Below are 18,227 nucleotides of genomic sequence, written 5' to 3' on the forward strand. Positions count from 1 at the left end.
GACTCCACACGGAGTGTGCCAGCCGGCGAGCCATCACGGCGTCAAAGATCAGGAGTACTGTGAACCGGTCGCCTTGCCTCACCGGAGACCGGTTCAGGCCGATTCCGCAGCCTTGCCACTGGGCTCTTCACCCTTCGAGCTGGTGCTCTCGACGGAGCGGCCGAAGCCGGCAAGGCCCCTCGCGAGTGCGGCCCGGTCCTCGACCGCCATGTCGGTGATGATCTCGAGCAGCGCGCGCTCCCTACGGGCCCTCAGGTCCTTCAGGTAGCTTTCCCCGCGGCTCGACAAGCGCAGCTCGAGCTCGCGGCGACTTGCGGAGCTGAGGGAGCGCTTGATAAAGCCCAAAGCGTGCAAACGATCACACATCCGGCTTACCGACGACGGCGCCGAACTGAGCGCCTCACCCAGGGTACGTAGATTGATCCCCCGATTGCGGTCCAGCGCGTAGAGCACCCGAAGCTGTGACGACGACACTGGAGCCGTCGACGTCGCATCGCGGCCTTGGCTCCAGAGCACTTCAAGCAGCTCGATGACCTCGCGAGTCGTCTGCGCGGCAGCATCCCGATCGCCGCCGGGAGCACCTTGGGAATGCATGTCCCCAACTGTGACACTTCGCAAAGGTCCTGTCAGTCGCTGCGACATGAGAGACCGTCCGCTCCTTTCCCGACATTCCGAACAGGTGGTAACCGAACGGTGGACAGATTCACGGCCGTGGAACGCGCCCTGCGCAGAGCCGCGCCCCACGCCCTGCTCGAAGCGGTGCAACGTGCACTCGCCACCGCCTACGCCGCCGAGTCCGTCGACCTGCTCATGGCCGACTACGCGATGACCATACTGCAACCGGTCAGCGCGCTGCCCTACACTGCCGAGCCGATTCCCATCCACACCAGCGCCCCCGGCCGGGCCTTCGGCGCCCAGGAACCATACGTAGAGACGGACAAACGTACCAACACCGTTCTGGCACATCTTCCGATCAGCGTGCGGGGCGACCGCATCGGCATTCTCAGCGTCCGGCTTCCTGACGATGCCTACGACGCGGACGTCGCCCGGGAACTGGCTGACGTCGCGGAGGTCCTCGGCTACGGCATCGTGGTCGCCGAGCGGGACACCGACCTCTACCTCCAGGCCCGCCGGGCGGACCGTCTCACTCTCGCGGCCGAGATGCAATGGCAGCTGCTGCCCGGCCGCTCCTGCTCCCGCCCCGAGTACGAGCTCGGAGCCCAGCTCGAACCCGCCTACGCGATCTACGGAGACAACTTCGACTGGTCGACGTCCGCCCACCACCTGACCCTCACGGTCACCAACGGCATGGGCGAAGGCATCGAAGCCGCTCTCCTCACCAACCTCGCCATCAACGCCCTGCGCAACGCACGCCGCGCCGGCCTCTCCCTCTCCGATCAGGTCTGCCTGGCCGACCAAGCCGTCTACGGTCACTACCGAGGCGGGGTACACCTTTCGGTGCTGCACCTGTGCTTTGACCTCGCCACAGGAGAAACGGAGATCATCGACGCCGGCTCCCCGAAGATGTGGCGGCTGAGACAGGGCAAAGCCGAACCGATCACACTCGACGCCCAGCTTCCGCTCGGGATGTTCGAGGACACCATGTACACCGCGCAACGCTTCCACGTGGAGCCGGGCGACCGGCTGCTCTTCGTCAGCGACGGCGTATACAACGTGGCATCCCCGGCCGGCGAACGCTACAGCGAGCGCGCCCTGGTCCGCGCGATGGCCAACACCCGCCTCCTCCCGCCTTCACAGGTACCCCGAGCGGTGCTCCAGGAGCTGTCCGGCCACCGCGGCTCCATCGACGCCGACGACGACGCCATGGTGGTCTGCCTCGACTGGCACGGACGCCCCTGAGAGAAGCGAGAGGCTACTGCGCGGCGGACCGCCGGCCGGCTGGAGAGGCGGGGGCCGGCCGGCTGTAGCCACTCCCCAGAGGGCACCGGTCCCACGATCATCGTGGGGTTTGGCGGTCAGCCCCGTCGCCCGGCCATTCCTCCTGGCCGCCACGCCGGCGGTGCGGATATTCCATGACGGCGTCGGGGGCCAGTCAGTCGTGCCCGCGCCACGTCGTGTGCGACCCCGCCTTTCTGGGCAGGATGCAGTCCGCCAGCAGCCCGCTCGACTCGGGGACCTCCCGCTCTCCGCCGCCACCGCCCGGCGTCGTGGCCGTCCTCCTCGATGCCCGGGCCGCCCCCGCCCTCGGCGCGCTCCTCCACGTCGTCCCCGTCCTGAAGGAGCCCTTTCATGACCACCGCGTCCGCGGCCTACTGGGAGTCGCTATGGTCCCACGGCCGCCGCTACCGGCAGCTCGACGACGCCGAGAACCGGCTGCTGGAGGACCGTCTCGGCCCCGGTGACGACCGGCCCGCCCTCGACATCGGCTGCGGCGACGGCTCGCTTACCCGACGCCTCACCCAGCTCGGCTACCGCACGACCGGCATCGACTGCTCCTCCAGCGCCGTCGCGCTCGCCGCCGCCCAGGACGCCGGGCCCGGTCACGAACCGGTCTGGCGGTGCATGGACATCACCACCGACGACCTCCGCGCCCTGCCGGAGCCGGCGTACGCGGTCGTCACCTGCCGCCTTGTCTACCGGTGGATCGATGACAAAGCCGCCTTCCTCGGCCGCGTCCGGCACCTCCTTGCCCCCGGCGGGACCTTCTGGGTGGTCGCCGAGATCTCCGGGCGCCGTGCCACTACGCACTCCTCGCAGAGCCTCGGAATCACTACCGCGCAGGCGGAGATCCTCACCACCGGCTGGTCCGCCGTCCAGACCGCCGACGTCGACGTCCTGCGCTGCTTCGCCCTGCGTCCCTGACCCCCGCTCCGGCTACCGGATGGAGTACTCGGTGACCACCGAATCGGACACCTTCGAGGCCTGGAACGTCTACGGCGCCCACCAACTGGCCAGAGGGCTGGAGCTGCCCGAGCTGGGCCGGTGGGACTGGGGCCTCCTCGACATCGGTCCCGGTATCGAAGCCCTCGGCGACGTGAACGGGCTGCGCGTCCTCGACCTCGGCAGCGGCCTTGGCCGCCACGCCGCTCACCTCGCCGCCCGGGGCGCCGACGTCACCGCCGTGGATGCGTCTCCCACCCAGCACCGACGCGCCCTCGCCCGCTACCCGGACACTCCGGGTCTGCACCTGGTGTGCGCCGACGCCGTGACCTTCCTGCGCGACGCCGATCCTTACGACCTGGTCTACTCCGTCGGCTCCATGCCGTATCTGAACCCCGACCGGCTGCTGCCCGTCCTGGCCAACGGCATGACACCGGGCGGCCGGCTCCTCTTCTCGGCGCTGCACACCAACTCGGACGGCATCGGGCCGTCGACCGAGTTGATGCCGCGCCCCGAGATCCTGCGGCTGCCAGGTACCACTGAAGACCACCCCGTGAACATGTGGGTCCTCACCCCGCATCTGTGGGAGGGCCTCTTGGTCCAGCACGGCTTCATCATGGAGACGGTCACGGCGATCGACTGCCCGGAGCCGGACAACCACGTCTCCTACCGGCTGTATGCCGCCCGGCGCCCGCAGGCGACGTGAGCGTGGGGCCACCGCGAATACGGCGAAGGCCACCCGGGAACTCCCGGGTGGCCTTCGCTCTGTTTCCGCGCCGTCACTCGGCGTAGAAGCCCTGCACGTCCGCGATCAGGTCCGCCGACCCGCCGTGGTTGTAGAAGGTGACCTTGCCGTCCTTGACGGGGACGACGGCGAGGTTGGAGACGGTCGCCCCGGCCGGCACGTTCAGGTTCGACGCGCTGGTACGGGTGGTGCCGTACGGGTAGGCCGTGACGTACGTGCTCGCCGTGGTGTTGGTCGCCGTCACGTTGAGCACGACGGCGGTGGCGCCGGTGGCGGGGACCCCGTCCTTTCCGGCGACGGTCAGGGTGACCGTCCGGCCCGGGCCCACCTTCGCCTTGGTGACGCCGACGCCGATGCGGGTGTCCATGAGCCGGGCCGGTGCCAGCGGCTTGTAGAGCGACCCCACGTGCGCACCGGTGTAGTAGCCGGCCACATCGGCGATCAGATCGACCGCGCCGGCGTGGTTGTACAGGTCGACGCCGCCGTTCTTGACGGGCACGACCACCAGGTTCGAACGGGTCTCGCCCGCACTCGGGTTGAGGTGTGAGCCGACCACCGGCGCGTCGGTCGGCAGGGCCGCGACGAAGGTGCTGCCCGTCACGTTGGTCGCCGTCACGTTGAGGACGACGGCCGTCACGTCGGCGCCGCCCGCGGCGGTTCCCCGCAGGGACAGGTGCGCCCGGGAGCCGCCCTTCACCGTGGCCCGGGGAGCACCGAGGCCGACGCGGGTGTCGAGGGCACGCCAGGGGGTCATCGGCTGGTACAGGGAGCCCGCGTCGTCCCACAGCGTGTGGGCACCGGCGACGTCGGCGATGAGGTCGACCGTACCCGCGTGGTTGTAGAAGGTCGCCTTGCCGTGCTCGACCGGGACGATCACCAGGTTGGAGACGGTCTTCCCGGCGGGCACGTTGAGGTTCGACGCGGAGGAGCGGGGGGTGCCGTCCGCGTACGCGGAGACGAACGTGGCCGCCGTCGCGTTGGTCGCGGTGACGTGCAGCGCCACGGACGTGGTGGTGTACACGTCCACGCCCGGGACGTCCGAGACGTCGACGGTGATCGTGCCCTTCGGGCCCACCTTGCCCTGCGCGGCACCGGTGCCGGAGCGGGTGTCGAGCACGCGCTGGGGCGGCAGGCTCGTGAAGGAGCTGTTCGCGGGGGAGGCGCCGCCGCGCAGGACGGTGCTGCCGGTCAGCTTCAGCTCGGCGCCCGCGGCGCCGTCGGGCCGTGCGGTCAGCGTCCAGGCGTACTCACCGTTGGGCAGCAGCGTTCCGGCCTTGTCCGTGCCGTCCCACGTCAGGTTCAGCCAACGGCCGTCGTTGCCGGAGGCCAGCTCGCTGACCTTGCCGGTGCGGAGGTGGCGGGCCGTCAGGGTCCAGGCGTCGACGGGCCGGGACGGGGTCACCGCCGTGAGGACGGTCGGGTTCGCGGTGTCGCGGGCCCGTACGAGCGGGGCGTCCTCACGGGAGAGGACGGTCAGCGGCTGCGGTGCGATGCCGCTGGGGACGACGTGGATCCGTTCCTCGGCGTCCGCGTAGGCGAGGTGCCCGCCGAACCTGTCGACGGACCAGCGGACCCGGCGCTGGGAGGTGCCGGTGTCGGGCAGGTCGCCGACGACACGGCTGACAGCCGGCTGGGAGGCGTCGGTGCCCGTGAGAACGAGCTTGCCTGCGGCCTTGTCGTGGGTGACGACGTAGCCGTCACCGAGCAGGGCCTCGTCGGACGGGACGGCCTGGGACTTCTTCGCCGTACGGTCGTAGACGCCGGCGGGACCGCCCGCGCCGCAGGACCAGTAGAGCCAGCGTCCGGCGGCCTGGAGCTCCTGCGGCACGCACGCGGCACCGGTGTTCAGGGTCTCGACCGTCTTTCCGGTCTTCAGGTCCTTCGCGGTCACGGCGCCCTTCTCGGCGTCGGCGCTCCACAGCCAGGAACCCCACAGGGCGGACGCGACGGGGGCGCGTTCCTCGAGCACCTGCGTCTTCTCGTCGTCCTGCGCCAGCAGCAGGACGCGCTGCTCGGTACCCGAGCGCGTGGTGACGTCCATCACCAGGTACGGCCCGCTCAGGTCGCGGACACGGGAGTCGCCGCGCGCGTGGGCGGAGAGGAATCCGCCCTTCTCCCAGCCCTGGACGACGACGTAGCCGTCGCTGCCGCCGATGTGCGTCAGGAAGCGGCCGTCGCCCGTGGGCCAGTATTCGGTGCACGCCTGGTCGCCCGCCGGGCACTGGTCCGCCATGAGGCTCTCGGTGGACCGCTCGCCGTAGGCGAGGGCGCCGCTCGTGCTGAGCTCGCGGCTCCACGCCCGGGTGTACGACGAGTTGTCGTCGCTGTGGTCGACGACCGCCAACTGCCCCTGGGCGAGCGCGAGGCGCTCCACCGGAACGGTCGTGCCGGGGATCTTCTTGACCGTCGTGACCACCGGCTTGCCGTCGGCACCCGGCGCGATGCGCCGCACCGCCCAGTCGGCGGTGCTGGGGCCGCCGACGGTGACGGCGGTGCCGTCGGTGCCTGAGGCGAGGCCCCGGGTCTGACCGGTGAAGATGTCGACCGGGTCGCCCCCCTTGATCGGGACGGCCTCGATCCTGTCGTACGGGGCGTGCACGATCCAGTCGCCGACGAGGGACAGCGTCGAGCCGATGGCGACGAACGGCACCGTGACGAGCGGGGCGGAGGGGTTCGTACGGGAGGCGACGAAGACGGTCTCGTTCTTGTGGTCGCCGAAGAGGAGGACGTGGGTGGGCGAGAGCTTGGCCTGTGTGTAGCCCTCGGGCACGAGCGGCAGGGAGCCCTCGGCCTTGCCGGTCGCGGCGTCGACCAGGGTGTAGCGCCGCTTGCCGCCCGAGGCGGCGCCCCGGAGCACCAGTGAGGACCCGTCGCCCGCGACAGCGGCTCCGAGGTCGGTGCCCTCCGGTTCCTCGACGGTGACGTCGGCGGTGCCGCCGCCGGCCTTGGCGGACAGGATGTGGGTGCGACCGGTGGCCGGGTCGTCGGCGACGGCGCGCAGCCCGTAGACGTTCGGCTCCTTCAGCCCCGCCGCCAGGGTCAGGGTGCCCACGGCGCCGTCGGCGTGGCGCAGTTCGACCCGGTCCGCCGCCACGTAGGCGAGGGCGTCGGTCCCGGTGCCGCGGCCCAAACCGGGGGCGTCGCCGAGACCGGGGACCTCGAAGGTCTTGCCGTCCTGGTAGCGCGTCCACACCGGATGCGGACCGTCCTCGCTGAGGAAGACCCCCTCGGCTCCGACACTGTCGGAGTCTCCCTCTTCCGCCTGCCCGTAGCGGTACACCCGGTCCCAACCGGGCGTCTTCTTGACGGCGGCCGGGATCACCAGCTCCTGCGACGCTCCCGGCTCGTCGGCCACGGCCGGTGACGCGAGCGGTATCAGCGTTCCCGATCCGATGACGAGTCCGAGCGCGGCGATGGAAGCCCTCCGCGCGAGGGCATGACGAACCACGTGGTTCCCTCCCCGTTTCCCCGGCGGTATCCCCGGGCCTGTGCTGCTGCTGTCCGGCCCGCTCGAACCCCCCGGCGCGGGCGTAAGGAGCGTAACAGCGTGATCACTCCATCAGCGCCAATTTTCGAACCGGTTCAGGACCCTTGCGCCTGCAAGGATGCGGCGCCACAGCCCTCGGCTCGTGGCCGCGGGACCCTGCAGCCGGAGCAGCGCCGCGGGGCCGGCGGCCGCGGCGAATGCGGCCCGTCCTATGGCGGCGGCGTTCGGAAGGCCATCAGGGCGTGTCGGCGGTCATCGGTTCATGGACGCGTTCGCTCGGCGGTCGGCCGGTCGTCTGTCGGCTGCCTCCGTGCGGGTGAAGGCGAGCTCGAAGATGCGTCGCCATCGCACCGGCGGCGCGGGCACGACGACGCCCGGGCGTTCGCGCGGGACCAGCACCCGCAGCGCGCCCGGGTGCAGCGTGCAGACCACCGGGGTGGGCAGGCGCAGGGCCTCGCCGTCGACCGCGACGGGGATGTCCTCCGCGTCGGCGGTCACCTCGACGCGGCGGGCGGTCAGGACGGTCAGGGCCGGGGACTGTGAACCCCGCAGGGCCAGGTCGGCGGCCTGTGCCGCGTCCGCCACCCGGATGCCGAGCACTCCCAGTACGCCGTCGTCCAGCCGGGGGCGGCGGCCGCCCCCGCTCAGCGCGTCGGGAGAGACGTACGGGTTGTTGCTGACGAGGAGGGCCTGCTGGGACGAGAGGGCGGTGCCGTCGGCCTGTGCGTCGAGCCGCACCCGTTCCCCGAGCAGCAGGTCCGGCATCAGGGTCAGCGCCGTGCCCGCCTTGTCGTCGCGGTACTCCGGCCGCTGCACGACATCGGCGTACACCCCGAAGGACACCGTGTTCACGAAGGCCCGGCCGGCGACGTCACCGAGGTCGATCCGCAGCTCCTCGCCGTCGGTCAGCGCGTCGAGACAGCGGGACGGGTCGGAGCGGTCGAGGCCCAGGTCCATGGCGAAGTGGTTGCGGGTGCCGGCGGAGACCACGAGGAAGGGCAGGCCGTGCTCGGCCGCGACCGCCGCGACCAGCGCCTGCGTGCCGTCGCCGCCCGCGACGCCGAGCAGGTCCGCGCCCCCGGCCACGGCCTCCCGGGCCAGTTCGGCGACATCGGCCGGGGCGGACGGGTCGAGCAGGATCACCCGCGCGCCCAGCTCTTCCGCCCGTTCCACCAGCCGGAAGCGGCCGACCTTGCCGCCCCCGGACTTCGGGTTCATGATCAGGACCGGCCGCCGTGGCCGGGGCGCGGCTCTCGCCGGCGTCGACCGCCGCGGACGTGACCTGCGCAGCGCCGCCCGGGCGAGGGCCAGCGCCGCGCCCCAGCACAGGAGCAGTACCAGCGCCGTCAGCCACAGGCCGTCGTGCGCGAACAGGACCAGGACGGCGACGGGCGCTCCCACGGTGAGGACCGCCCCGGCCAGCCGCACCAGGCCCCGGTGCGCCACGAACCACCACGCGCCGACGGCACAGAGGGCCAGCCCGAGGAGCCCGGCTCCGACGACCAGGAGACCACCCTCGCCCAGGGCGAGCCCGAGCACGACCAGCGAACCGACCGCCGCGAGCACGGCCAGACGCGCGAGAAGCCGTGCGGCGCCGCTCCCGTCGGGGCCCGTCAGGTGTGTTCCGCCCATGGTTCCTCTCCGTGCCGTGCCCGGCCGCGAGCCCGGTCCCGAGGCACCAGCCTGCGTACTGCGGGACCGAGGGGCACTCCGGCGGGGCCGGGAGGATGAAGCGGACGGTCCTCCGAGCCGGACCCGACCGCGGCCACTCCGTACTCGGTGGCGGTCCGGGGCGCCTAGCCAACGGGGCCGGCGCTGGGCGCCGCCATAAGGCCGGAGGTCCTGCGGCGGTGCTGGGCGCCGCCATGGGGCCGGAGGTCCTGCGCGTGAGCGGTGGACTCGGCGGCGGCGACCGGCGCCGCACCTGGAAGCTGCTCGGCGGGTTGGCGCGGGGCTGAGCCTTCGGGGTGGGACTCCGGCGGTTCCCGGCCGGCGGCGCGTTCGCCGGCTCGGTGCCGTCAGGCGGGCACTCTCCGTCCCGCACGATGGAAATCGTGACAGGTGCATGGCGGGTGGAGGGGGTGAGGGCATACCGTCGGGGATCGGGAGGAACGCCAACCGGCCTACCCAGCCGAAGAGTTGCACTCCTCCCGCACTCTCGGTTCCCTACGGACCCGAGTCCCCCACGAGTGAAGGAGCAGCAATGCCGCTCTGCACATGGCTCAAGGCGGGCACCACCGCCGCGGTGGTCGTCCTCGCCACCGCGACGGCGGCGAGCGCCGCGACCGGCCCCTCGCCCGTCTCCGCGCCGTCCCCGTCGGGCGCGGCGGCTGTGGTGACGCTTCGTTACGACGACAGCCGGGCCGGCGGTTGGGAGGCGGCGATCGCGGACGGGGTCGCCTCCTGGAACGCGAACGTCGGGAACGTCAAGCTGGTCGAGGCCGCGCCCGGCACCAGGGCCGAGATCGTGATCGTGGCCACGACCGGGTGGCCCCAGGCGAACCTCGGGCCCGTGCGGCCGGGGCGGCAGGTGCGGGTGGAGCTGGGGAGTCAGGCGGTGAGCCAGGGGTACGACAAGACGCGTATCGCCGCTCACGAGCTCGGCCACAGCCTCGGCCTGCCGGACACCAAGCCCGGTCCGTGCTCACAGTTGATGTCGGGGTCGAGCGCGGGTACGAGCTGCGCGAACGCGGTCCCGAACGCCACCGAGCGGGCCCGCGTCAACTCCGCCTACGCCTCCGGCGCCGCCGCGCGCGTTCCCACCGACGGCCGGGTCCTGGTGGACGCCCCCTAGCACGAGGGCGGGGACGGCAGGGCGTTCGGGCGGGCGGTTCAGCGCCCGACCGGGCGCCCTGTCGTCATTCCGCGCGCTCTCCACGGTGTCGCCACAGGACGGGTACGGGGTGTCCACTTCTCGGTGGCTTGAACATGCCAAGCTCGGGCTCGAACCACCTACCACCACCCGTCCGTAGGGCACCGCGTCCGGGCCTGCCGACCGCCGGAACGAGGCGACGTGCCCGCCCAGCGAGAGGACACCCCCCACATATGTCCGCTCACCACAGGCAGCGCCCCTGGCGGCGTTCCCTCCTGAGCATCGCGGCGACCACCGCCGTCGTCGCGTCCACCGCGGCCTACGCCTCCGGCGCCCAGCCCTCCCCCGACAGCGCCGCCCCCGCGGCCGCGCCGCTGGACGACACGTACTACGAAGGCGCCCTCGGCAAGACCGGGCCCGAGCTGAAGAGCGCCGTCCACACGATCGTCAGCGAGCAGACCAAGCTCTCGTACGACCAGGTCTGGGACGCGCTGAAGACCACCGACGAGGATCCGGCGAACGCGGACAACGTCGTACTGCTCTACTCCGGGCGTTCCCAGGCCAAGGACGCCAACGGCGGCGAGGCGAACGACTGGAACCGTGAGCACGTCTGGGCCAAGTCGCACGGCGACTTCGGCACCGCCACCGGCCCGGGCACCGACATCCACCACCTGCGGCCCGAGGACGTCTCCGTCAACGCCACCCGGGGCAACCTGGACTTCGACAACGGGGGCGACCCGGTCGACGAGGCCCCCGACAGCCTCTCCGACGGCGACTCGTTCGAGCCGCGCGACGCGGTCAAGGGCGATGTCGCCCGCATGATCCTCTACATGGCCGTCCGCTACGACGGCAGCGAGGGCTTCCCCGACCTCGAGCCCAACGACCAGGTCGACAACGGCTCCGCACCGGCGATGGGCCGTCTCTCGGTGCTCCGGCAGTGGAACGACCAAGACCCGCCGGACGCCTTCGAGAAGTCCCGCAACGACAAGATCTTCGCCATCCAGAAGAACCGGAACCCCTTCGTCGACCATCCCGAATGGGTCGCCGAGATCTGGAAGTGACACGGCGGCCCGGCCCGGTCCCGGCGCGCTCCAACCGAGCGCGCCGGTGTCCCGGGCCGGGCGGACCGGATCAGCCCGTGCCCTGCGGGCGCGCGCCTCGCTCAGGCGCCCATCCCCAGGACCGCGAGGTTCAGCGCCCGCAGGTCCGGGACGGGAGGCAGCTCGTGCGCCTCCTCACCCCGTCCCTCGTACAGCGCGGGGACGGGCCGCAGGCCGGCCACTCCCCCGGCGGCCCAGGGCGCGTCGAGCGAGGGCATGGACAGCGTCATCCGACGGCCGTCGGAAAGGCTGGTCTCGTAGGTGGCGGCTTCTCTCGACGGCATCGGCGGCTCTCTTCCCTGAGTGGTGCACGCGTCGGCGGCGATCGCCCTGCCTTGTGCGACGTTCGACGGGGCCCCGTGGTTCCCGTACCTCAGTTCGCACCGTGGGGCACCGACGCCTCGGGCCTCACTTCGCACTGTGGGGCGCCGGCGTCTTGGGCCCGGGTGGCTCGGGGGGCGTGGGGCGACGGCGGCCGTAGAGGCGGGCAAGGGGTTCGCTGCTCAGGCCGTGCAGCACGATGCTCACCATGACGGTGATCACCATCACCCGGGAGATGAAGTCACCGCTTGTGGCAGGCAGTTGGAGGGTGGCGAGGAGGCCGAAGACCACCGAGGTCACGCCCCGGGGCCCCATCCACCCCAGGAAGAGCCTGTCCCGCAGGGACAAGTTCGTGCCGATGAGCACGAGCATCACGGGCACCATCCGCACCAGCGTGACGGCGAGGAGGGCGTAGAAGATGACGGAGAGGTGGAAGCCGTCCCAGAACTCGTCGTTGACGATCTGTCCGAAGAGGAACCAGAGGGCGAGCGTCAGCAGCGTGACCAGGTCGTCCGTCATCCGCACGGCGTCCTCCGGGAGCCGCCGCATGGCGGGGGCGATGCAGACCCCGGCCACGAAGGAGGCGACGAAGCCGTTGCCGCCGAGGGCCGAGGACAGGGTGTAGGCCGCGATGGGCACGCTCAGTACCGCGAGTCGGGTCGCGGCGGACTGCGTCCAGCCCCTCGCCCAGGCGCGGCTCAGCACCCAGCCGCAGGAGTAGCCGACGAGCACTCCGGCCAGGAGCGCCCAGGACGCCGCTCCGATGGCGTCGAGGACGGCCTCGGCATAGTCGTCGCTCGCCGCACGGGACTCGACGGCGGCGGCGACGCAGAGCAGGAACACCGGGGAGACGATGCCGTCGTTGAGACCGCCCTCGACGTTCAGCACCTCCCGCAGGCGCGCCGGGATCCGCTTGTCGCGCACCACGGCCGCGGTGGGTGCCAGATCGAGGGGGACGACGACGGTCGCCAGCGCCGCAAGGACCCATCCGGGCTGGTGGGGGAAGAAGGCGAGCGCGGTCAGGAAGGCGGCGGCGAGGGTGAGCGGCAGCGCCCCGCCGAGCAGCCGGGCGACGACGCTCCGCTCGCGCCGGATGACCCCCGCGGGCACCTCGGTCGCGTCGACGAAGAGCAGGAGCGCGAGCACGACCTCCACCGCGTGCTCGAAGCCGGCCATGTCGCCGAAGTCGAAGACGAGGGGCGGTTTCGAGCCGCTGGTAAGGGCGATGCCCGCCGCCAGCATGGCGATCGGCGCGGTGATGCTCCATCGCGCGAGCCGGTGCGACAGGACGCACCACGCGAACAGGATGCCCGCGATGACGGTTACGGCAAGCAAGTCCATCCGCGCTTTCGAAGGGGGCCTCGGACAAACGCAGCGTAAGGCGGATGTACCGCCGGGACGTGCGAGCGCGCCGACGTGGGGCACGTCGGCACGTCCGGCCGGTGGCCCGCTTCCCGGCGGTACGGTCGGCTCCCCCGGCGGTCGGCTCCCCCGGGCCGCCCGCGCCGCGCCCCGCCCCGCTCCCCGCGCCGCCCTCCGTACCGCGGCCCGCCCCGCTCCCCACACCGCCGCTCGAATGGACCGGCCCCCCTGGGGCGTGCAATCTGGAAGGGTGAAGACCGAGGCGCCCGTCAAAGGCCGCGGCCGTGCCGCCGGAATTCTCGAGAATCCGGTTGTCGGCATGGCGCCGTGGATCATCTTTTCGCTGTTGGTCGGTCCCGGCAGGTTCGAGATCTCCGTCGCTCTCGCCCTGGTGGCGACGATCGCGCTGATCGTGGGCGGACGGATCGTCAACCGGGGCACGTCCTGGAAGCTGCTGGAACTCTCCGACCTGGTGTTCTTCGCCGTACTCGCCGTCATCGGCGGGTTCGCCAGCGACGGCACCCGCCGCTGGCTGGAGACCTACGCCGGAGAGGTCTCCAACATCGCCCTCGTCGTGATCGCCTTCGGATCCATGGCGATCCGGATGCCGTTCACCCTCCAGTACGCACGCGAGCAGGTCGATCCGGCCTACTGGCACACGCCGACGTTCCTGCGGACGAACTACCTCATCACCGGGGTGTGGGGCCTGGCCTTCCTGGTCGCGGCCATCGCGGGCGGCTACGGCGACCTGGTGCTCCGCAACCCCAACAACATCTGGACGGGCTGGATCATCCAGGTCCTGGCGATCATCATCGCGCTGCGATTCACCGTCTGGTACCCGGACGTCGCGCGGGCGCACGCGATGAGCGCGGCGGGCCGGTCCGGGGAGAAGGGGCCGTCCCTGACCGGGATACTCGTGCCCCTCGCCGGGTTGCTGATTCCCGTCGGGATCGCCGTCCTGATCTTCGACAACGTGTGGTGGCTGGGCGTGCTCCTCATCGTGGCCGGTGTCCTGCTCACCAAGGCCTTGCGGGCGCGCGATTGACCGGGGGTACGCGGCTGACTGCGCGCGATTGACCGGCGGTCCGCGGCTGACTGCGCGTGACCTCGCCCTCGCCCCCCGGCGAACGACAGGGAGTGGCCCATGTCAGGACAGTTCGAAGCGTCGGTGGACGTCGACCGGCCCGTCGAGGAGGTCTTCGCCTATCTCGCCGACGGGCGCAACGACCCGCAGTTCAGCCCCCGGGTCCTGCGGATCGAGCGGACCCCCGACGCCCCGACCGCCGTGGGCACCGTGTTCCGGAGCACCGTGAAGGACGCCGGAATGAAGACCGGCAGGGAGTTCCGCATCACCGCCCTCGAAGCGCCCTCGACGATCCGCTGGGCCGAGGTGTCGAAGAACCTGGTGACCGCGCGCGAGGGCGGTTACGACCTGGAGGCGCTGCCCGGAGGCGGGACCCGGGTCCGGATCCACAACGTGCTCGAAGGCCACGGGCTGGGCAAGCTCCTCGTCGGGGTGGCGCTCTCCGCCGCCCGTAAGGACGCACCGGCCTTCGGCGGCCGGATCAAGGCGGCCGCCGAGGCGGCGATCCCGGCCCGCTGACGCCTCCGCCGCGACCACCGGCGCCTCCCGGGGCCCACCGCCGCACCGCCACCACGCCGCCACCACGCCGTGCCATCACCAGGCCGTGCCGTCTCAACGACGTGCCATCTCAACGCCGTGCGGCGCGGGCTGACGCCCGTACCGACGCCTGACGCCTCGCCTCGTCCTTTCCTCCATGCGATCTGGCATCTGCTGCTATGAAGCCACGAATCAATTGCATCTGAGAGGCGAAGGGCCATACGGTGACGCACATGCAGTCCTACACCATCGGACAGGCCGCGCGTCTGCTCGGCGTCAGCCCCGACACGGCCCGCCGCTGGGCGGACGCCGGCCGCGTCGCCACCCATCGCGACGAAGGCGGCCGCCGTCTGATCGACGGCCGCGATCTGGCCGCCTTCTCCGTCGAGGTCGCCCAGGGCGGCCACGGTGAGGACGACGCCTCGTACACCTCGGCGCGCAACGCGTTCCCCGGCATCGTCACCGCCGTCAAACTCGGCGACGTGGCGGCGCAGGTCGAGATCCAGGCCGGTCCGCACCGCCTGGTCTCCCTCCTCACCAGGGAGGCCGTCGAGGAGCTGGGAATCGAAGTCGGCATGCAGGCCACCGCCCGCGTGAAGTCGACCAGCGTGCACATCGACCGCACCTGACCCCCTCACGCACACCAGCGGCGCCACCTCTCCGGCGCGGCTCACCGCCATCCGCTCGGACGGCCCCACCGGCCGTCGTCCCCAGGAGAACCGCCTGATGTCTCTCGCATCCCGCTTCACCAGACGCCGCACCGCCGCCGTCCTGACGGCCGCCCTCCTCGTACCGCTGGCCGCCTGCGGCGACGGCGACGGCACCAAGGACTCCGGCGGCAAGGCCACCGCGTCCGCCACCGGCGCCCCCGAGGCCGACCTGACGGTGCTGGCCGCCGCGTCCCTGACCGACGTGTTCAAGACCGCGGGCGCCGCGTACGAGAAGAAGCACCCCGGCACCACGGTGACCTTCTCCTTCGCCGGGTCGCAGGAACTGGCCGCCCAGGTGAAGCAGGGCGCCCCCGCCGACGCCCTGGTCACCGCCGACACCAAGACGATGGACGGCCTGAAGGCGGACACCGGCGCGCCGGCCGTCATCGCCAAGAACCGTCTGGTCATCGCCACCGGCGAAGGCAACCCGAAGAAGATCGACGAGCTGAAGGACCTCGGCGACAGCGGGCTGAAGGTCGTCCTCGCCGCGCCCGAGGTGCCCGCCGGGCGCTACAGCGCGAAGATCCTCGACGCCCAGAAGATCACGGTGAAGCCGGTCTCGCAGGAGCCGAACGTCCGCGCCGTGCTCAGCAAGGTCGAGCTGGGCGAGGCCGACGCCGGTCTCGTCTACAAGACCGACGCCGAGAAGTCGGCCGACAAGGTCGACGCGGTCGCCATCCCCGACGACCAGAACGCGATCGCCGAATACCCGGCCGCCACGCTCAAGGCGTCGAAGAACTCCGCGGCCGCGGCCGCCTTCGTCGCCTGGCTCGGCACCCCTGAGGCCCAGAAGATCCTGCGGGACGCCGGCTTCCAGCAGCCGTAACCGTGTCGCGGGGCTGCCCGGGCCGGGGGGCCGGGCAGCCCCGCGGGGCCGTGCGCCGCACGCGTACGGGATCTCCCCTGCGGGCAGCGTGCGTTGCGGTTCCGCGCCGCGCGTGTACGGGATCTTCCCTGCGGGCAACGTGCATTGCGACTCCCTGCCGCGCGTGGACCGGACCTTCCCTGCGGGCAGCGTGCGTTGCGGCTCCCCGCCACACTTGTACGGATCTTCCCCCGCGGCAGGGCGCGTTGCGGCTCCCCGCCGCGCCCGTACGGGCACTCTCGTACGGGCACTCTCGTACGGGTGCCCGCGAACGGCGGCACGCGTACGGCTCCGCGCCACGCACCCCCTCCCCCTGCCCCCCTCCCACTCCCTCCCCCGCCGAGCCCTCCCCCTCCGAGCCCGGGAACCACCGATGACACGCCCCAGCCCCCTCGCCCCGGCCCCGACGGAGAAGCCCCGGGCCCCGCGGACACCGCGCGCCCGCGCGCCGCTCGCCCTGGCGGTGCCCGCGCTGCTGGCCATCGCGTTCCTCATGCTCCCGCTCGTCGGGATCCTCGCCCGCACGCCCTGGGGCGAACTGGGTGCCCATCTGACGAGTCCCGGCACGACCCGGGCGCTGCGACTCTCTCTCGTCGTCTCGCTCTGGGCCCTCGGCCTGTCGCTGCTGCTCGGCGTCCCGCTGGCCTGGCTGCTGGCCCGGGTGCCGTTCCCGGGCAAGGCGTTCGTCCGTTCCCTGGTGCTGCTTCCGATGGTCCTGCCGCCCACCGTCGGCGGGGTCGCGCTCCTCCTGGCGTTCGGCCGCCGCGGCCTGCTCGGCCCGTGGCTGGAGGAGTCGTTCGGCATCACCCTGCCGTTTCACACCTCGGGCGCGGTCCTGGCCGCCACGTTCGTCGCCATGCCGTTCCTCGTCATCAGCCTGGAAGGCGCGCTCGGCGGGCTCCGGCCGCGGTACGAGGAGACCGCCGCCTCTCTGGGCGCCTCGCCCCTGCGGGTGTTCCTCACGGTGACGCTGCCCATGGTCGCCCCGGGACTGATCGCCGGCGCCGCCCTCACCTGGGCGCGGGCGCTGGGCGAGTTCGGCGCCACCATCACCTTCGCCGGCAACCTCCCCGGCACCACGCAGACCCTGCCCCTCCAGGTCTACCTCCTCCTCCAGGAGGAGCCGGAGGCGGCGACGTCCGTCTCGCTCCTGCTGCTGGCCATCGCCCTGCTCGTCCTCATCGCGCTGCGCGGCCGCTGGACCGGGACGCCGAGCGACCGGGCCCGTTCCGCCCCGCCCGCCGTGGATGAGCCGGGGCCCGTACCCGTGACGGTCCCTGCCGAGCCCGTCACGGCGCGGGAGCGCTGGCCCCTGCACGCCGACGTCACAGGCTTCACCGAACTGACGCTGGACGCCGAACCGGGCACCACCATCGCGGTGGTCGGCGCCAACGGCGCGGGCAAGACCACGCTCCTGCGCGCCCTCCTCGGCCTCACCCCGCGTGCCCACGCGGCCGTGCGCCTGGGCGACACGGACGTCACCGCGCGGCCGCCGCACCGCCGTGGCGTCGCCTGGGTCCCCCAGGACGGCGCGCTCTTCCCCCACCTGACCGCGCTCGCCAACACCGCGTACGGCCTGCGCGCGCACGGGGTCGCCCGGGCGGAGGCGCGTCGCGAGGCACAGCGGTGGCTCGACCGGCTCGGCGTCGGGCACCTGGCGCGCCGAAAGCCGGCCCAGCTCTCCGGCGGACAGGCACAGCGCGTCGCCCTCGCCCGCGCCCTCGCCGCCCGGCCCCGGCTGCTGCTCCTCGACGAACCCCTCGCCGCGCTCGACCAGACCACCCGCGCGCGCGTACGGCACACCCTGCGCCGGCATCTCGACGGCTTCGGCGGGGTCTGTCTGATCGTCACCCACGACCCGGTCGAGGCGGTCTCGCTCGCCGACCGCGTCCTCGTCCTCGACGACGGCCGCCCCCTCCAGGACGCCCCGCCCGCCGAGGTCACCCGGCACCCCCGCTCCCCCTGGGTGGCGCGCATGCTCGGCCGCAACGCCTGGCCCGGTACGTCGACGGACGACGGCCTGCGGCTTGCCGGCGGCGGCCGGCTGGTGGTCGCGGACTCCCTTCCGGCCGGGACGGAGGCCCTCGCGATCATCGCCCCCGAGGCCGTCTCCCTCCACCGCGACAAGCCCGCCGGCAGCCCCCGTAACGTCTGGCCCGGCACGGTCCGGGAAATCACCGCCTCGGGCAGCCGGCTGCGGGTCCTCGTCACCTCGGACCGCTCCCCCGACCTCGTCGCCGAGATCACGCCCGAGGCGGCGGCCGAACTCGCCCTGGCCGACGGGACGTCGGTGTGGACGAGCGTGAAGGCGACCGAGGTGACGGTGGTCGCGCTGTGAACCGCCCGTACCTTGGAGACACCGC

The 18,227-nt window shown here is 72.3% G+C and carries 15 protein-coding genes; 10 read left to right on the top strand and 5 right to left on the bottom strand.

Annotated features, from left to right (window positions below):
- Positions 1 to 93: 93 nt before the first annotated feature.
- Positions 94 to 594, bottom strand: a complete 501-nt coding sequence (locus ACZ6RC_RS11490) for a MarR family winged helix-turn-helix transcriptional regulator (RefSeq protein ID WP_469581236.1) — start codon at positions 592 to 594, stop codon at positions 94 to 96.
- Between the two features lie 99 nt (positions 595 to 693).
- Here ACZ6RC_RS11490 and ACZ6RC_RS11495 point away from each other — a divergent pair, with 99 nt between their 5' ends.
- The 3 genes from ACZ6RC_RS11495 to ACZ6RC_RS11505 all read left to right on the top strand — a co-directional run bounded on the left by ACZ6RC_RS11495 (position 694) and on the right by ACZ6RC_RS11505 (position 3,547).
- A complete protein-coding gene (locus ACZ6RC_RS11495) occupies positions 694 to 1,860 on the top strand; it encodes a PP2C family protein-serine/threonine phosphatase (RefSeq protein ID WP_469581240.1) in 1,167 nt (388 codons plus the stop codon).
- 390 nt (positions 1,861 to 2,250) lie between these two features.
- Positions 2,251 to 2,823 carry a class I SAM-dependent methyltransferase gene (locus tag ACZ6RC_RS11500; RefSeq protein WP_469581243.1) on the top strand — a complete coding sequence of 191 codons (573 nt, stop codon included), beginning with the start codon at positions 2,251 to 2,253 and terminating at the stop codon, positions 2,821 to 2,823.
- Positions 2,824 to 2,854: 31 nt separating this feature from the next.
- Complete coding sequence (locus tag ACZ6RC_RS11505) at positions 2,855 to 3,547, top strand: class I SAM-dependent methyltransferase (protein WP_469581246.1); 693 nt, start codon at positions 2,855 to 2,857, stop codon at positions 3,545 to 3,547.
- Between the two features lie 73 nt (positions 3,548 to 3,620).
- Here the strand turns inward: ACZ6RC_RS11505 and ACZ6RC_RS11510 are convergent, their stop codons facing one another.
- Positions 3,621 to 7,034, bottom strand: a complete 3,414-nt coding sequence (locus ACZ6RC_RS11510) for a flagellar hook assembly protein FlgD (RefSeq protein WP_469581249.1) — start codon at positions 7,032 to 7,034, stop codon at positions 3,621 to 3,623.
- A gap of 291 nt (positions 7,035 to 7,325) precedes the next feature.
- Positions 7,326 to 8,705, bottom strand: coding sequence for a diacylglycerol/lipid kinase family protein (locus ACZ6RC_RS11515; protein ID WP_469581252.1), 1,380 nt, complete (start codon positions 8,703 to 8,705; stop codon positions 7,326 to 7,328).
- Positions 8,706 to 9,276: 571 nt separating this feature from the next.
- Between ACZ6RC_RS11515 and ACZ6RC_RS11520 the strand changes: the two genes are divergently transcribed.
- A complete protein-coding gene (locus ACZ6RC_RS11520) occupies positions 9,277 to 9,867 on the top strand; it encodes a snapalysin family zinc-dependent metalloprotease (RefSeq protein WP_469581255.1) in 591 nt (196 codons plus the stop codon).
- 251 nt (positions 9,868 to 10,118) lie between these two features.
- Positions 10,119 to 10,946: an endonuclease I family protein gene (locus ACZ6RC_RS11525; protein WP_469581257.1), complete on the top strand. Its 828-nt coding sequence runs from the start codon at positions 10,119 to 10,121 to the stop codon at positions 10,944 to 10,946.
- Between the two features lie 101 nt (positions 10,947 to 11,047).
- Here the strand turns inward: ACZ6RC_RS11525 and ACZ6RC_RS11530 are convergent, their stop codons facing one another.
- Together ACZ6RC_RS11530 and ACZ6RC_RS11535 are read right to left on the bottom strand one after the other, a co-directional pair.
- Positions 11,048 to 11,269, bottom strand: coding sequence for a hypothetical protein (locus tag ACZ6RC_RS11530; protein ID WP_391134646.1), 222 nt, complete (start codon positions 11,267 to 11,269; stop codon positions 11,048 to 11,050).
- 124 nt (positions 11,270 to 11,393) lie between these two features.
- Positions 11,394 to 12,647 (bottom strand): cation:proton antiporter, encoded by a 1,254-nt coding sequence (locus ACZ6RC_RS11535; protein WP_469581261.1) that lies wholly within the window; start codon positions 12,645 to 12,647, stop codon positions 11,394 to 11,396.
- Positions 12,648 to 12,987: 340 nt separating this feature from the next.
- Here ACZ6RC_RS11535 and ACZ6RC_RS11540 point away from each other — a divergent pair, with 340 nt between their 5' ends.
- The 5 genes from ACZ6RC_RS11540 to ACZ6RC_RS11560 all read left to right on the top strand — a co-directional run bounded on the left by ACZ6RC_RS11540 (position 12,988) and on the right by ACZ6RC_RS11560 (position 18,202).
- Entirely contained in the window at positions 12,988 to 13,713 is a 726-nt protein-coding gene (locus ACZ6RC_RS11540; RefSeq protein ID WP_469581266.1) for a hypothetical protein, read from the top strand.
- A gap of 99 nt (positions 13,714 to 13,812) precedes the next feature.
- A complete protein-coding gene (locus ACZ6RC_RS11545; protein ID WP_391134655.1) occupies positions 13,813 to 14,271 on the top strand; it encodes an SRPBCC family protein in 459 nt (152 codons plus the stop codon).
- A gap of 251 nt (positions 14,272 to 14,522) precedes the next feature.
- Positions 14,523 to 14,918 (top strand): TOBE domain-containing protein, encoded by a 396-nt coding sequence (locus tag ACZ6RC_RS11550; protein WP_391134657.1) that lies wholly within the window; start codon positions 14,523 to 14,525, stop codon positions 14,916 to 14,918.
- A 97-nt stretch (positions 14,919 to 15,015) separates the two neighbouring features.
- Positions 15,016 to 15,825 carry a molybdate ABC transporter substrate-binding protein gene (gene modA, locus ACZ6RC_RS11555; protein WP_469581270.1) on the top strand — a complete coding sequence of 270 codons (810 nt, stop codon included), beginning with the start codon at positions 15,016 to 15,018 and terminating at the stop codon, positions 15,823 to 15,825.
- Positions 15,826 to 16,237: 412 nt separating this feature from the next.
- Positions 16,238 to 18,202, top strand: coding sequence for an ABC transporter permease (locus ACZ6RC_RS11560; protein WP_469581272.1), 1,965 nt, complete (start codon positions 16,238 to 16,240; stop codon positions 18,200 to 18,202).
- Positions 18,203 to 18,227: the final 25 nt, after the last annotated feature.

The organism is Streptomyces sp. NPDC048353 (genome assembly GCF_055587165.1).

Coding starts and splice junctions, on each gene's coding strand:
- ACZ6RC_RS11490 (WP_469581236.1), bottom strand. CDS start 594: ATGCATTCCCAAGGTGCTCCCGGCGGCGATCGGGATGCTGCCGCGCAG.
- ACZ6RC_RS11500 (WP_469581243.1), top strand. CDS start 2,251: ATGACCACCGCGTCCGCGGCCTACTGGGAGTCGCTATGGTCCCACGGC.
- ACZ6RC_RS11515 (WP_469581252.1), bottom strand. CDS start 8,705: ATGGGCGGAACACACCTGACGGGCCCCGACGGGAGCGGCGCCGCACGG.
- ACZ6RC_RS11520 (WP_469581255.1), top strand. CDS start 9,277: ATGCCGCTCTGCACATGGCTCAAGGCGGGCACCACCGCCGCGGTGGTC.
- ACZ6RC_RS11525 (WP_469581257.1), top strand. CDS start 10,119: ATGTCCGCTCACCACAGGCAGCGCCCCTGGCGGCGTTCCCTCCTGAGC.
- ACZ6RC_RS11530 (WP_391134646.1), bottom strand. CDS start 11,269: ATGCCGTCGAGAGAAGCCGCCACCTACGAGACCAGCCTTTCCGACGGC.
- ACZ6RC_RS11535 (WP_469581261.1), bottom strand. CDS start 12,647: ATGGACTTGCTTGCCGTAACCGTCATCGCGGGCATCCTGTTCGCGTGG.
- ACZ6RC_RS11540 (WP_469581266.1), top strand. CDS start 12,988: ATGGCGCCGTGGATCATCTTTTCGCTGTTGGTCGGTCCCGGCAGGTTC.
- ACZ6RC_RS11545 (WP_391134655.1), top strand. CDS start 13,813: ATGTCAGGACAGTTCGAAGCGTCGGTGGACGTCGACCGGCCCGTCGAG.
- ACZ6RC_RS11550 (WP_391134657.1), top strand. CDS start 14,523: ATGCAGTCCTACACCATCGGACAGGCCGCGCGTCTGCTCGGCGTCAGC.
- modA (WP_469581270.1), top strand. CDS start 15,016: ATGTCTCTCGCATCCCGCTTCACCAGACGCCGCACCGCCGCCGTCCTG.
- ACZ6RC_RS11560 (WP_469581272.1), top strand. CDS start 16,238: ATGACACGCCCCAGCCCCCTCGCCCCGGCCCCGACGGAGAAGCCCCGG.